This window comes from Halochromatium sp., from assembly GCF_054919635.1.
The window spans coordinates 24,796-39,458 of the sequence record NZ_JBUDPI010000001.1 but is presented as its reverse complement, the minus strand read 5'-3'; the positions used below and the strand labels follow the sequence as shown (position 1 = coordinate 39,458).

Genomic DNA, 14,663 nt, shown 5'->3' with positions numbered 1-14,663 from the left:
GCGCCATGAGTCAGAGCCAAGGCTCAGATCAGGCGCTGCCTAAGCCGGCGTCTCAGCGTGCGGACGAGCTGGTGCTCGAGGTCGTTGGTGAGACGGCCCAGCTGATGCTCGGTGAGCGCCTCGCTGAGCTGCTGCGCAGCTATCGTGGGACCCTGTATCTGCGCGGCGATCTCGGTACCGGCAAGACCACGCTGGTGCGCGGGCTGCTGCGCGGTTTGGGCTATCAGGGTGCCGTGCGCAGTCCAACCTACACGTTGATTGAGCCCTATGAGGCCGTCGAGCCAAGGGTGATGCATCTGGACCTGTATCGGCTGGCCGATCCCGAGGAGCTTGACTACCTCGGGCTGCGCGATCTGCTCGAGCATCCTGGCCTGATCCTGATCGAATGGCCAGAGCGGGGCGCTGGCGCCTTGCCTTTGGCCGATCTCGAGCTGCTGATCGAGCACGCTGTTGAGGGCCGCCGGATCAGGCTCCGCGCGCATCCGAGCTGGTCGCCGGTGGTAGCTGCGCTGGCGGCCCAAGCGCTATGATTTCAGGCTGATACGCTGTTGCTTCTATGCGACGCGCACCTCTATTAGGCGTCAAGAAGTGTTCTCAAGCCGCCGTTTACACTTGGAAATGCTTCAGCATGCGTCTATGCTTTGTAGAGGCAAAAACACCACCTTCTCCGGAGGTGTGCCGTCGACGGATAGGTGCTCTCATCAATGCTTTGGAAGCTGGCGCGAAACAGTCTTTGGACCCTCTTAGCAGGCTTTGCTTGCCTGGCCTCTGCCGGGCAGGTCGAGGTTGAGGGGGCTCGTCTCTGGGCTGGCCCCGAGTACACGCGGGTCGTGGTCGATGTCCAAGCCCCGGTCGAGCATCGGGTCTTCGCGCTTGATGATCCTCATCGGCTCGTGATCGACCTGATCGATGCGCGCCTGCAGGGTCGGCTCGCTGACCCGGCTGGCGACGACCCGCTGATCGCCGGTCTGAGGAGCGGGATTCGGGAGGGCGATGATCTGCGTATTGTGCTCGACCTGAAGCAACAAGTGCGTGCCAAGAGCTTCAATCTGGGGCCGAGTGGGTCCTATGGACATCGGTTGGTGATCGATCTCTCGCCGAAGGCTGGACGGCGCCCCAGCGAGCAGCGCCGGGCTGCTTCCACCGGCGGGAGCGCTGACTTGGCGTCGATCAATCAAGGCGCTGAGCATCCCTCGGTGCGAGCGACCGCGCCGGCGAATCGTGACCTTGTCATCGCCGTTGACGCCGGCCATGGCGGTAAGGACCCCGGGGCGATCGGCGGACGGGGCACCCATGAGAAGGACATTACCCTGGCCATCTCGCGCAAGTTGGCGAAGCGGATCGATGCCCATCCCGGCATGCGCGCCGTGCTGGTTCGCGATGGCGACTACTTCATTCGGCTGCGCGAGCGGATCGAGATCGCGCGCAAGCATCGCGCAGACCTCTTCGTCTCGATCCATGCTGACGCCTTCAAAGACCCGCGGGTGCGCGGCTCGTCGGTATTCACGCTCTCGGCCGGTGGCGCCACCAGCGAGGCTGCGCGCTGGCTGGCAGAGCGTGAGAACCGTGCCGACTTGATCGGTGGTGTCGATCTCAAGGAGCGCGACGATCTGCTGGCAAGCGTACTGCTGGAGATGAGCCAGAATGCGACCATCGAGCTTAGTAGCATCGCGGCAGGAAAGGTTCTAGCGAAGCTGCAACGGCTCGGTGAGGTGCATCAACAGCGCATTCAGCAGGCTGGCTTCGCTGTGCTCAAGTCGCCGGACATTCCATCGATGCTGGTGGAGACCGCCTTTATCTCGAATCCAGATGAGGAGAAACGACTCCTCGATGGGCGTTATCAGGATCGACTCGCTGATGCCATCTTGGACGGGATCATCGAGTACTTCGCCGAGTATCCGCCACCAGGCAGCCGTTTCGCCAAGACGCCGGCGCAGACCCTTGCGCAGGCGACAACCTCGGGTGCGCGTCAGCATCGCATCAAGCCGGGCGATACACTGTCTGGGATTGCAGCGAGCTATAATGTGAGACTGAGCGTGCTGCGCGATCTCAATCGGCTACAGGGTGATCAGATTCGCGCGGGTCAGCTGCTGATCATTCCCGGTAGTTAGGCCAAGCGCAGGCCAATCTTAGGCCAATCGGCGAGAACGGCTAGCCGAGCTGCCCATTCAGATCGCAAACTTGGTCTTGCAGCGCGTGCGGGCTGGCGAAGCGGCAGCCGATCGGATCGGCCACCGGCGCGCGCTGTCTCTTCGCGCTTGCTGCATCGGTGGCTTTTCTGCTTCTATCTGCCGATGCCGCGCATCCGACCCTTACCCCCATTGCTCATCAACCAGATTGCCGCTGGCGAGGTTATCGAACGGCCCGCCTCGGTGGTCAAGGAGCTGCTCGAGAACAGCCTCGATGCGGGAGCGCGACAGATCTCAGTCGAGCTGGAGCAGGCTGGCATCAAGCGCATCTGCGTGCGAGATGACGGCTCTGGGATCGGGCGTGACGAGCTTGCGCTCGCCGTCGCGCGTCATGCCACCAGTAAGATCAGCAGCCTTAGCGATCTCGAGTCCGTTTCCAGCCTCGGATTTCGAGGTGAAGCGTTGCCCAGCATTGCATCGGTTGCGCGACTGCAGCTGACCTCGCGCGAGCAGGGGGCGGAGCACGGCTGGCGTCTTTGTGCCGACGGTAGTGATGAGGTGAGGACGCCAGAGCCGGCCGCGCATCCCATCGGTACATCGATTGAGGTTCGCGATCTATTCTATCGCGTGCCAGCGCGACGCAAGTTCTTGCGCACCGAGCGTACCGAGCTCGGTCACGTCGACCAGTTGATTCGACGCATGGCGCTCGCTCGTGCTGATGTCGGCTTTCGCGTGCAGCACAACGGCCGCGAGCTGTTCGATCTGCGTCCTGGCACCGAGAGGCTAGCGCTGGCATCTGCAAACTCGGCTGCAGCGGAGGACGGAAGCTGGTCGACGACGCGCACTGAACGTTTACAGGCTCTGCTTGGCGATGCCTTTGTCGCGCATGCGCTGGAGGTCAATGAGCAGGCGGTCGGGCTCGCCCTGAACGGCTGGGTCGCGCGCCCGGCCTTCTCGCGCAGCCAAGCCGACCTGCAGTTCTTTTTCGTCAATGGCCGCATGGTGCGCGACAAGCTGGTTGCACACGCGGTTCGACAGGCCTTTCAGGACGTGCTGCATCATGGCCGCCATCCAGCCTATGTGCTCTATCTAACGCTCGACCCTCGGCAAGTCGACGTCAATGTGCACCCGGCCAAGCAAGAGGTGCGTTTTCGTGAGGGACGCCAGGTCCACGATTTCTTGTTCCGTAGCCTGCATCGTCGGCTTGCCGATGGCGTCGGACGTGGATTGGCGTCGGATGGCGCTGCGAACGGGCTGGCAGAGAATGGCACTACGGAGGCTCGTGACGCAGCGGCAACAACCGCGGCTTCAGCACAGGACAGCGCTGCCGCGCCTAGCCAGCCCCGGTTGCCGTTGCGGAGGATCAGCGATGGGCGCAATGCCTACGCGGTGGCTTTGGCCCTGCAGATGCCGGGTGCTGAAGCCAAACGCAGCGCAACCTCCTGCCTTGCTCCATCGGTCTCTGGCGATGCATCCGATCCAGGAGTCGTCGCGGGTGCAACCGATCGGTTACAGGGCGGGGCGGAGGGCGCTGTGCGGGAGCCTGGTCAGGCTCAGGCTCGGGCTCAGGTCCAGAGCCAGGACTATGATGGCGACCTGCCGCTGCTCGGCTTCGCGATCGGGCAGTTGAATGGGGTCTACATCTTGGCGCAGGATGCCGATGGCCTGATCCTGGTCGATATGCATGCAGCGCATGAGCGCATTGGCTATGAGCGCTTGAAGCTGAGCTGGACTCAAGGGGCGGTGCAGCAACAGCCGCTCTTGGTGCCGATCCCGGTCGCCGTCTCAGCGCGGGAGGCGGAGCTCGCTGAGGAACAGCAATCGTTACTCGCAACGCTTGGGATGGATGTTGATCGAGTCGGACCAGAGCGCCTGCTGCTGCGCGCGATACCAGCGATCCTCAGTGGCGCTGATCCTGAGCAGCTGTTGCGCGACCTGCTCTCGGACCTGGCCGCCGAGGGGACGAGCGATCGGGTCCATGCAGAGATCAACCGGGTGCTCTCGACCATGGCCTGCCACGGCGCGGTGCGCGCCAATCGCCAGCTCAGCCTGCCGGAGATGAATGCGCTGCTGCGCGCCATGGAGCGCACTGAGCGTGCCGATCAATGCAATCATGGTCGTCCGACCTGGATCAAGCTCACCCATCAAGAGCTGGATAAGCTGTTCTGGCGCGGCCGCTGATGTTGCCCTGGCTCGAACATTGGCTGCGATAAGCGCAATGAGCACTCCGAGCGACGCGGCTACCGATAGCGCGCGACCGCCGGCGATTCTGGTAACCGGGCCAACCGCATCGGGCAAGACCGATCTCGCGCTGGCGCTGGCAGCGCGGCTGCCTTGTGAGCTGATCAGCGTCGACTCGGCGCTGGTCTATCGCGGCATGGATATCGGTACCGCGAAGCCAGCGCCGAGCGTCCTCGCGCGCTTTCCGCATCGCTTGGTCGACATCTGTGATCCAAGCGAGGCCTATTCGGCGGCGCGGTTCCGCCAAGACGCGTTGGCTGCGATGGCCGAGATCACGGCCGCTGGCCGGATTCCACTCCTGGTCGGTGGCACCATGCTCTACTGGCGAGCGCTTGCTGGCGGCCTCTCACCGCTGCCGAACGCGCAGCCGAAGGTGCGCGCGCAGCTCGCCGAGCGTCAGGCGGCTGAGGGCGTGGCTGCGATGCACGCCTGGCTGACCGAGGTCGATCCCGCGACTGCGGCGAAGGTTCACCACAATGATCCGCAGCGCGTGCAGCGGGCGCTGGAGGTGTTTCTGGTGACCGGGAGGCCGATGAGCGAGCTCTGGCGTCAAGATGCCGGCAGCGAGCTGCCCTATCGCGTATTGAAGCTCGTCCGCTCGCCGCGCGAGCGCGCGATACTGCATCAGCGCATTGAGGCTCGACTGCAAGCGATGCTCGCGGGCGGTTTCGAGCATGAGGTGCGCGCACTCTATGAGCGTGGCGACTTGGAGGTATCGCTGCCGTCGATGCGCTCTGTCGGCTATCGGCAGCTCTGGGCCTATTTGAGCGGTGAGCTGAGCTGGGAGCAGATGCAGCAGAAGGCCTTGGCTGCAACCCGGCAGCTGGCGAAGCGCCAATATACCTGGCTACGCGCCGAGCAAGACGCTGTGTGGCTCTGGGATGCGGACGATGGGAGCGACGAAGCAAAGATCGAACAGGCAGCGCTGCAGCATGTGGCCGCCTTTTTGAGCTCGGAGTCGTGCTGAGCACAGGCTGCGCTGTGCTAGATTCAGAGACTGTCGCTGTTGTCCCTAAAGCTTCACGGTGACCTCGCGAACGCTAGTATCGGGCCAGCGGAACTGCCGTCGATGCCAACGGCACTGGATGAGCTCTCAGAGCTCGGTGCTTGCGCTTTGCTGCGGCATCTGATCTAACCTCTGTGCTATCTTGCAATGCTTTATCGCTGTCGCGGTCTAAGTTGCGTTGGCGAGGCCGGCCCCTGTTAGCCAGCCCATGATAATAACCCCTGATAACATCCCCGGATAACAACAAGGAGAAGTGCCCATGTCTAAGGGCCAAAGTCTACAAGACCCCTTTCTGAACGCCTTACGTAAGGAGCGTGTGCCAGTCTCGATCTTTCTGGTGAACGGCATCAAGCTGCAAGGTCAGATCGAGTCCTTTGATCAGTTTGTGGTCCTGCTGAAGAACAATGTCAGTCAGATGATCTACAAGCACGCGATCTCGACCGTGGTGCCGACACGCAACGTCAAGCTGCCGCAGCCGCAGGATGGGGCCGAGGAGGATGACGGCTGATCAGCATCTTCGTTGACTCAGGGCTCGATACAGGGCTCGACACGGTATTCGACGCGGACCCAGGTCTCCTGGCGGCCGGCTTGAGGCAAGTCCGTGTTTGAGCGCCCTAAGGCTGGCGAGCGCTCGATCTTGGTCCAGATCGCAATGGGCCAGCCGGTCACCGAGGATGCGGCCGAGGAGTTTCGGCTGCTCGCGCAGGCGGCCGGTGCCGAGGTGGTTGGTAGCCTGAGCGGCTCGCGCGATACTCCAGATCCCGGGCTCTTTATCGGCTCGGGTAAGGCCGATGAGCTAAAGGGGCTAGTCGTAGCCACGGACGCCGAGCTGGTGATCTTCGACCACGCGTTGAGTCCTGCACAAGAGCGCAATCTCGAGCGTCTACTGGCCTGCCGCGTCGTCGATCGCAGTGGCTTGATCCTGGACATCTTTGCCCAGCGGGCGCGCTCGGCCGATGGCAAGCTGCAGGTCGAGCTGGCGCAGCTTCGTCACCTGTCGACGCGCTTGGTCCGCGGCTGGACGCACTTGGAGCGTCAGAAGGGTGGTATCGGATTGCGGGGTCCGGGTGAGACCCAGCTCGAGACCGACCGTCGCTTGCTGGGTCGGCGCATTGCGTTGCTGAACGAGCGGTTGGCCCATGTGGAGACCCAGCGTGGACAGGGCCGGCGGGCTCGGGATCGGGCCGAGATCCCCACCATCTCGCTAGTGGGTTATACCAACGCCGGTAAGTCGACCTTATTCAATCGCTTGACGGAAGCCGGCGTGTTTCAGGCCGACCAGCTGTTTGCGACCCTGGACCCAACCCTGCGGCGGCTGCGCTTGCCGGCTGGGCCGGCGGCAGTGCTGGCAGACACGGTTGGCTTTATCAACAAGCTTCCGCACGAGTTGGTGGCAGCCTTTCGCTCGACCCTCAAGGAGACGCGCGAGGCGTCGCTGCTGCTGCATCTAGTGGATGCAGCATCGCCCGAGCGCGATCGCCGTATCAGTGACGTCGAAGAGGTGCTGGCCGAGATCGGCGCTCAGGACTGCCCGCAGCTGCTGGTCTACAACAAGATCGATCTGCTGGATGATCAGCCTGCACGGCTGGATCGGGATGCCAATGGCCGGGTCTGGCGAGTCTGGATGTCAGCGCAGACCGGTGCCGGCGTTGACTTGCTGATGGAGGCCCTGAGCGAGCGGCTGCGCGGAGAGCTGGTGCGTGAGTCATTGCTGCTCGGCCCGGCTGATGGGGCCTTGCGTGCTTGGCTGTTCGAGCATGCTCGGGTCCTGGGCGATGCAGGGACCGACGAGGGTGGGTGGCGTATGGAGGTGGAGCTGGCGCGGCAGCAGGTCGAGCGCTCTCTTGCGAGGGATGCACGTTGGCAGCGCTGTCGACTCGCGGCCCGTGCGGCGTTGTCGGAACCCGTCGACGCCACGTAGAATGCCCGGTTTTGGCTCAAGCTGTGTCCTTGATAACCGGCGTGAGGGCGGCACTTTACCATCCTAGACGCTGTCAGATTCGCGAACAGGCAACCGTCGACGTCATGGCGCGACACCTGGGGTTCGACACATGACGCGGCACAACAGAGTGTAATCGGAGCAAGTATGGCCTGGAATGAACCGGGAGGTGGCAACCGGGACCCCTGGGGTAGCAACCAGGGCGGCCCTGGCAATCAGGGTGGGCCGCCGGACCTTGATGAGATCGTCCGCAAGCTTCAGGAGCGTGTGAGTGGCCTGTTTGGGGGCAAAGGCTCCTCCTCGGGTGGCAGTGGTGGCGGTGGTCCAAGTGCGGTGGATATCAGCCTGAAGACGATCGGCGTCATCATCGCTGGTCTGTTCGTTGTGTGGCTGCTTACCGGTATCTATATCGTCGATCCTGCCGAGCGCGGGGTCGTGATGCGTTTCGGTGCCTACATCAAGACCACTGGTCCAGGGCCTCACTGGCACATCCCCTGGCCGATCGAGCGTGTTCAGGTGGTCAATGTCGACGAGATCTCGTCGTTTAGCCACAAGGCTGCGATGCTGACGCGCGATGAGAATATCGTCGATGTCGAGCTGACGGTGCAGTCGCGCATCCAAGACGCCTCGAACTACCTGTTCCAAGACCAGGCGCCGATGAAGACGCTACGCGACGCGACCGAGACGGTCGTGCGCAAGACCATCGGCGGTTCCAAGCTTGATTTCATTCTGACCGAGGGGCGGAGCGCTGTCGCTGCGATGATCCAGCAAGGTGTTCAGTCGTTGATGAACGAGTATAAGACTGGCCTCCTAGTGACCTCGGTCAACATGCAGCCGGCGAAGCCGCCCGAGCAGGTCAAGGACGCCTTCGACGACGCCATCAAGGCACGTGAGGATAAGGAGCGTCTCGAGAACAAGGCTGAGGCCTACGCCAACGAGATCCTACCGCAGGCGCGTGGTGAAGCGGCACGGGCAGTTGCCGACGCAAAGGCGTATCGCGACCGGGTGATTGCCTCAGCAGAGGGTGAGACCTCGCGCTTTGACGCCATCCGTACTCAGTACGAGAAGGCACCGGAGGTCACCCGCGAGCGCCTCTATCTAGAAACCATCGAGTCCGTGCTCACAGGCAGCAATATGGTGCTGATCGACGTGCCGCAGGGCAACAGCCTGATGTATCTGCCGTTGGATCAGATCATGCGTAACCAAACGTCAAAGACCTCATCGCAGCCGCGAACCTCGATGCTCGACGGCTCCGATCAGGGCCTTGGCAGCTCGGGCTCGACCACGTCCCAGATCCGTGACGTGTCACGCGAACGGAGATCACGCTAATGGATGACACCAAGAAGATTCTGATCCCTATCGCCGTTGCGCTGCTGGCCCTAATCGTCTATGCGTCGACCTTCGTGGTGCAGCAGTGGGAAACCGCCATCAAGCTTCGTCTCGGTGAGATCGTGCGCAGTGGCTATGAGCCAGGCCTGCATTTTAAGGTGCCGGTGCTGAACAACATCATGCACTTCGACGCGCGCATACAAACCCTCGACTCGCGGCCACAGCGTTTCCTGACGATCGAGAAGAAGGACGTGATCGTCGATTCCTACACCAAGTGGCGAATCAACGACGCGGCGCAATTCTTCCGGTCAACCGGTGGTGATACCGCTCGGGCCGAGCGCTTGCTCGCTGAGCGCATCAACACCGCGCTTCGCGACGAGTTCGGTAAGCGCACGATCCAAGAGGTCGTCACTGAAGACCGTATCGAGCTGATGAAGGCGCTGACCAAGGTTAGCGATACCCAAGCCGGGGAGCTTGGCATCGAGGTGCTCGATGTCCGGGTAAAGAAGATCGATCTGCCGCCCGAGGTCAGTGAATCGGTCTATAACCGGATGCGCGCCGAGCGCGAGCGCGTTGCTAGGGACCTCCGCGCGAAGGGCGCTGAGGCCGCGGAGCGAATCCGGGCCGATGCCGACCGGCAGCGTACGGTGATCATCGCTGATGCCTATAAGGAAGCGGAGGAGACTCGCGGTCAAGGCGATGGTCGGGCCGCTGAGATCTACGCGACAACATACCAGCGTAATCCGAGCTTCTATGCCTTCTACCGCAGCTTGGATGCCTATCGGCGGACCTTTGCCGATCAGGGCAGCACGTTGGTGTTGTCTCCAGATTCGGAGTTCTTCCGTTTCTTCAACTCCCAGGACCCCGGTGCTGCGGCAGCCTTGAGCGGCTCGGCGAGCTTTCCTGGGACGGCTGCTCGCTGATCCTCTAGGCTGAGCAGGCCGACTGATCAGGCTGACCCGTTAGAAGGCCCGGTGGCTGAAGCCATCGGGCCTTTTTTATGCGCTGTCAATAGCCGCATCTGATCCGCCGCATGGACAGGCCGTTATCCTTCTGTAATCATCGCCCGCTGATTTTTGTGCCACCCGTTGCACCTACAGACGTTTCCATCTTTCCATAGACGCCCGCTGACTGCCCCGGTTGATCCATGTGGCATGCATTGCTGATGGCACTGTCCCTGATGCTCGTGATCGAGGGACTGATGCCGTTTATCGCTCCGAATGGCTTCCGCCGGCTCCTATTGCAGGTTGCCTCACAGGAGTCCCGTCATCTTCGGCTGTCGGGGCTCTTGAGTATGCTCAGCGGCGTCGCACTCCTCTACCTGGTCAACTGAGCCTGATCTCATGAACGACGAGCGTTGGCTGTTGCCGACCGGCATCGAAGAAGTGCTGCCTGCGAGGGCGGCGGAGCTCGAGCACTTGCGGCGTCGTTTGCTCGATCTCTATCAAGGCTGGGGCTACGAGCTGGTCATCCCGCCGTTTATCGACTACCTGGAAAGCCTGCTCACGGGCACGGGCAGCGACCTGGATCTGCAGACCTTTAAGCTGACCGATCAGTTGAGCGGGCGACTGCTCGGGGTGCGCGCCGATATGACGCCTCAGGTGGCGCGCATCGATGCGCATCATCTGCGGCGCGAGATTCCGACCCGGCTCTGTTATCTAGGGACGGTCTTGCACACGCGCACCGACGGCTTCGCCGGGACCCGCAGCCCTCTGCAGATCGGCGCCGAGATCTACGGCCATGATGGGCCCGAGAGCGATGTCGAGGTGCTACGCCTGCTGGTGCAAACACTGGAGGCCGCGGGGATCGAGTCGCCCTATCTCGACCTCGGTCATGTCGGCGTGTATCGCGGTTTGATTCAGCAGGCAGGGTTGTCGCGTGCCGATGAGCTGCGTCTGTTCGATGCGCTGCAGCGCAAGGCAAGCGCAGAGATCGAGGCGATCATCATTGAGACCGAGGTGACGGCGCCGGTCGGGACCATGCTGCTGTCCCTGGTTGAGCTCAATGGCGAGGATGCGCTGGCGCGCGCAAGCTCGACGCTCCGGGCGGCTGATCCGCAGGTGTTGGCCGCCCTAGAACGGCTGCAGCGGGTGGCGGACGAGCTACAACGCTGGCTGCCGGAGCTGCCGGTACACTTCGATCTCGCCGAGCTGCGCGGCTACACCTACAAGACCGGTGTGGTGTTTGCGGCCTTCGTGCCGGGCTGGGGACTGGAGATCGCCCGGGGGGGGCGCTACGACGATATCGGTCGGGTGTTTGGGCGCGCACGCCCAGCAGTCGGCTTCAGCTCCGACCTAAAGGGGCTGATTGCGCTCTCGACGCAGCCAACGACAACGGCGCCGAAGCCAGGTGCGGTGATGGCGCCTTGGGACGCAGATCCGCAGCTGCAGTCCGTCGTTGAGCAGCTGCGCGCCGAGGGTCGGCAGGTGCTCTATGAGCTACCCGAGCAGCGCGGAGCTCCGAGCGACTTCAACTGTTGTGAGCGACTGGCGAAGATCGATGGCGTCTGGCGCTTAGTGCCTGATGACGCCGCTTAGCAGAACAAGGGGAATCCATGGGTAAGAACGTCGTCGTGATTGGCACCCAATGGGGTGACGAAGGCAAGGGCAAGGTCGTCGACCTGTTGACGGAGCGGGCTGACGCCGTGGTGCGCTTCCAAGGTGGCCATAATGCCGGCCATACGCTGGTTATCGATGGCGAGCAGACCATCCTGCATCTGATCCCGTCTGGCATCCTGCATCCGGACGTACGCTGCCTGATTGGCAATGGTGTGGTGCTCTCGCCGGAAGCGCTGCTCACCGAGTTGTCGACCCTCGAGCAGGGGGGCATCCCGGCGCGGAATCGACTCGGCATCAGTCCTGCCTGTGCGTTGATCCTGCCCTATCACATCGCGCTTGACCTGGCGCGGGAGAGGGCCCTCGGCAACAAGGCGATTGGCACCACGGGTCGCGGCATTGGTCCGGCCTATGAGGATAAGATCGCGCGGCGCGGCATTCGGCTCGGTGAGCTGGCCGACCCTGAGCATTTCAAGGAGCGGCTGCGCGAGGTCGTAGATCAGCACAACTTCACGCTCCAGGAGAGGTTTGGCGCCGAGCCGATCGATTTCGAGCAGTGCCTTGATCAGGCCCTAGCCCAGCGTGATGAGCTCCTGCCGCTGATCGCCGATGTGACCAGCGAGCTCGAGCATCTGCGCAGCCAGGGCGCCAATGTGCTGTTTGAAGGGGCGCAAGGGGCGCTGCTGGATATCGACCATGGCACCTATCCCTATGTGACCTCATCGACGACTACCGCCGGCGGTGCTGCGAGTGGGAGCGGGGTTGGTCCGCTGCATCTGGACTACGTGCTCGGCATCGTGAAGGCCTACACGACGCGCGTGGGCGGTGGTCCGTTCCCGACCGAGCTGCATGATGCCGATGGTGAGCAGCTTGGCGCGCGCGGGCATGAGTTCGGCGCGACCACCGGACGGAAGCGCCGCTGCGGTTGGCTCGACATGGTCGCGCTGCGACGTGCCTTCACCGTCAATAGCGTCTCTGGTCTCTGTGTGACCAAGCTTGATGTGCTTGATGGCATGGAGCGGCTGCGGATCTGCGTCGCCTATGAGCTCGATGGCCGCGAGCTCGAAGCCCCACCGATCACCGCGGATGAGCTTGCGCGCTGCAGGCCGCGCTTCATCGAGCTACCGGGCTGGCAGGGCTCAACCGTGGGTGCCGAGTCCCTGGAGGCGCTGCCAACCGAGGCTCAGGCCTATCTGAAGACGTTGGCCGAGCTTGGTGGCGTGCCGATCGACATCGTCTCCACTGGGCCCGATCGGGCTCAGACCTTGACCCTTCGTGACCCCTTCGATGCCTGATCTGGATATGCCTCGGGACCATCTCCCGGGTCGCCGAGTGGCGCGCGCGTGCCTGCCGAGAGGAGCGCTTTGATGCTGCATACAACCCTGATTATTGAGAGCCTGAGCCTGATGGCGATCGGCATGGGCACTGTTTTCAGTTTCCTGCTATTGCTGGTCTTGCTGCTGAAGGGGATGTCTTGGCTCGCTGAGAAACTGGCCCCCAGCGCGGCGGTCGCGCCCTTGTCCCCGGCTCAGGTGTCAGGTGGCGGGCAGACTGCCGATGCCGAGCTGATCGCCGTGATCAGTGCCGCGGTGGCGCGGTATCGTGCGCGGCGGTGACCATGAGCGCCGTCTTTAACCCAATCTGGAATACTGGACCATGAGCGAACCAATACCTCTTGGCATTACCGAGGTCGTCCTGCGCGACGCCCATCAATCGCTGTTGGCGACGCGCATGCGGATCGAAGACATGCTCCCGATCGCGTCTAAGCTCGATCAGGTCGGCTATTGGTCGTTGGAGACCTGGGGCGGGGCCACCTTCGACGCCTGCATCCGTTACCTCGGCGAAGACCCTTGGGAGCGCCTGCGACAGCTCAAGGCGGCGATGCCGAACACGCGCCAGCAGATGCTGCTGCGGGGGCAAAACCTGCTCGGCTATCGGCACTATGCCGACGATGTGGTGGATCGCTTCGTGGAGCGCGCAGCGAAGAACGGCATCGATGTGTTCCGCATCTTCGATGCGATGAACGACCTGCGCAACCTTGAGCAGGCCATCCGTGCCGCGCTCGAGACCGATGCGCACGCACAAGGGACCATGTCCTACACGGTCAGTCCAGTGCACGATATCGACTACTGGGTCGACATGGGCAAGCGACTTGAGGATCTCGGTTGCCACTCGATCTGTATCAAAGATATGGCCGGTCTATTGCGGCCCTTCGTCTGCGAGGAGCTGATCACGCGCCTGAAGGAGACCTGCTCGGTGCCGGTCGCGCTGCATTGTCATGCGACAACCGGCATGAGCACCGCGACCTACGTCAAGGCTGCCGAGGCCGGAGTCGACGTCGTCGATGCTGCGATCTCGTCGATGAGCATGACCTATGGGCATTCGCCGAGCGAGTCCCTGGTGGCCATCCTCGATGGCACCAAGCGTGATACGGGGCTCGATCTCCTGCTGCTCGAGGAGATAGCGGCCTACTTCCGCGAGGTGCGCAAGAAGTACGCCCGTTTTGAGGGTTCCCTGAAGGGGGTCGACTCGCGCATCCTGGTGGCGCAGGTGCCTGGTGGCATGCTCACCAATATGGAGAATCAGCTGCGCGAGCAGGGGGCGAGTGACCGCATGGATGAGGTCTTGGCCGAGATCCCGAAGGTGCGCGAAGACCTCGGCTGCATCCCGCTGGTGACCCCGACCTCGCAGATCGTGGGCAGTCAGTCGGTGCTGAACGTGCTGATGGGCGAGCGCTATAAGACGATTACCAACGAGACCGCCGGTGTGCTGCGCGGTGCCTATGGGGTGGCGCCGGCGCCGGTGAACGCGGAGCTGCAGGGGCGGGTGCTAAAGGATGGCGAGGAGCCGGTCACTGGCCGTCCTGCGGATGATCTCGCACCAGAGCTTGATCGGCTCACGGCGGAGCTGGCCGATCTGGCCCGTGAGCGCAAGATCGCGCTGGCCGAGCAGACGGTCGACGACGTGTTGATCTATGCGATGTTCCCGCAGGTCGGACTCAAGTTCCTCGAGAACCGGGGCGATGCCGCGGCCTTCGAGCCCGCGCCCTGGACCATCGACGAGCCTTCAATCTCAGCTGCCACGGTCCCTGCCTCCACGGCCGTGGTGGCACCGACGCCAAACACCGAGCCCGAGTGCTACCACATCGAGGTCAATGGCAAGGGCTACGACGTGACGGTCTCGCCGCAGGGCGCGGTCGAGCGTGTCCGCTCCGTGGAGACCGCCAAGGAGGTCTCGACCATCATCGAAGGCCGGGTGATCACGGCGCCCATGGCCGGCACCATTGTCCGCATCGAAGTCCGTAGCGAGCAATCGGTTGACAGCGGGGACGTCCTGGTCGTGCTGGAAGCCATGAAGATGGAGACCGAGATCCGAGCGCCATCGGCGGGGCGTGTCAGCGATATTCGGGTCAAAGAGGGTGATGCGGTGGCACTTGGTGCGCCCCTGCTCGCATTAGGCTGAAT

General features: G+C 62.9%; 13 protein-coding genes. All 13 read left to right on the top strand.

What is annotated here, in order from left to right; all coding sequences use genetic code 11:
* The first annotated feature begins 5 nt into the window (after window positions 1–5).
* Window positions 6–530, top strand: coding sequence for a tRNA (adenosine(37)-N6)-threonylcarbamoyltransferase complex ATPase subunit type 1 TsaE (tsaE, locus tag ACY693_RS00195; RefSeq protein ID WP_462319806.1), 525 nt, complete (start codon window positions 6–8; stop codon window positions 528–530).
* Between the two features lie 174 nt (window positions 531–704).
* On the top strand, window positions 705–2,111 hold the full coding sequence (locus ACY693_RS00190) for an N-acetylmuramoyl-L-alanine amidase (protein ID WP_462319805.1): 1,407 nt from the start codon (window positions 705–707) through the stop codon (window positions 2,109–2,111).
* A 183-nt stretch (window positions 2,112–2,294) separates the two neighbouring features.
* Complete coding sequence (gene mutL / locus ACY693_RS00185) at window positions 2,295–4,310, top strand: DNA mismatch repair endonuclease MutL (protein ID WP_462319804.1); 2,016 nt, start codon at window positions 2,295–2,297, stop codon at window positions 4,308–4,310.
* A 37-nt stretch (window positions 4,311–4,347) separates the two neighbouring features.
* Entirely contained in the window at window positions 4,348–5,337 is a 990-nt protein-coding gene (miaA, locus tag ACY693_RS00180; protein ID WP_462319803.1) for a tRNA (adenosine(37)-N6)-dimethylallyltransferase MiaA, read from the top strand.
* A gap of 298 nt (window positions 5,338–5,635) precedes the next feature.
* Complete coding sequence (gene hfq / locus ACY693_RS00175) at window positions 5,636–5,884, top strand: RNA chaperone Hfq (protein ID WP_462319802.1); 249 nt, start codon at window positions 5,636–5,638, stop codon at window positions 5,882–5,884.
* 93 nt (window positions 5,885–5,977) lie between these two features.
* Window positions 5,978–7,297 carry a ribosome rescue GTPase HflX gene (gene hflX, locus ACY693_RS00170; RefSeq protein WP_462319801.1) on the top strand — a complete coding sequence of 440 codons (1,320 nt, stop codon included), beginning with the start codon at window positions 5,978–5,980 and terminating at the stop codon, window positions 7,295–7,297.
* 165 nt (window positions 7,298–7,462) lie between these two features.
* A complete protein-coding gene (gene hflK, locus ACY693_RS00165; protein ID WP_462319800.1) occupies window positions 7,463–8,644 on the top strand; it encodes an FtsH protease activity modulator HflK in 1,182 nt (393 codons plus the stop codon).
* Window positions 8,644–9,567 (top strand): protease modulator HflC, encoded by a 924-nt coding sequence (gene hflC / locus ACY693_RS00160; protein WP_462319799.1) that lies wholly within the window; start codon window positions 8,644–8,646, stop codon window positions 9,565–9,567. Before hflK ends, hflC begins: the two co-directional genes overlap by 1 nt.
* Window positions 9,568–9,809: 242 nt before the next feature.
* Window positions 9,810–9,977: a DUF2065 domain-containing protein gene (locus tag ACY693_RS00155; protein WP_462319798.1), complete on the top strand. Its 168-nt coding sequence runs from the start codon at window positions 9,810–9,812 to the stop codon at window positions 9,975–9,977.
* 10 nt (window positions 9,978–9,987) lie between these two features.
* Complete coding sequence (locus ACY693_RS00150) at window positions 9,988–11,181, top strand: ATP phosphoribosyltransferase regulatory subunit (protein WP_462319797.1); 1,194 nt, start codon at window positions 9,988–9,990, stop codon at window positions 11,179–11,181.
* 17 nt (window positions 11,182–11,198) lie between these two features.
* Entirely contained in the window at window positions 11,199–12,494 is a 1,296-nt protein-coding gene (locus ACY693_RS00145) for an adenylosuccinate synthase (protein WP_462319796.1), read from the top strand.
* Window positions 12,495–12,566: 72 nt separating this feature from the next.
* A complete protein-coding gene (locus tag ACY693_RS00140) occupies window positions 12,567–12,815 on the top strand; it encodes an OadG family protein (RefSeq protein WP_462319795.1) in 249 nt (82 codons plus the stop codon).
* Window positions 12,816–12,855: 40 nt separating this feature from the next.
* The gene (oadA, locus tag ACY693_RS00135) at window positions 12,856–14,661 is read left to right on the top strand and encodes a sodium-extruding oxaloacetate decarboxylase subunit alpha (RefSeq protein WP_462319794.1); all 1,806 of its coding nucleotides are present in this window, start codon (window positions 12,856–12,858) and stop codon (window positions 14,659–14,661) included.
* Window positions 14,662–14,663 lie beyond the last annotated feature (2 nt).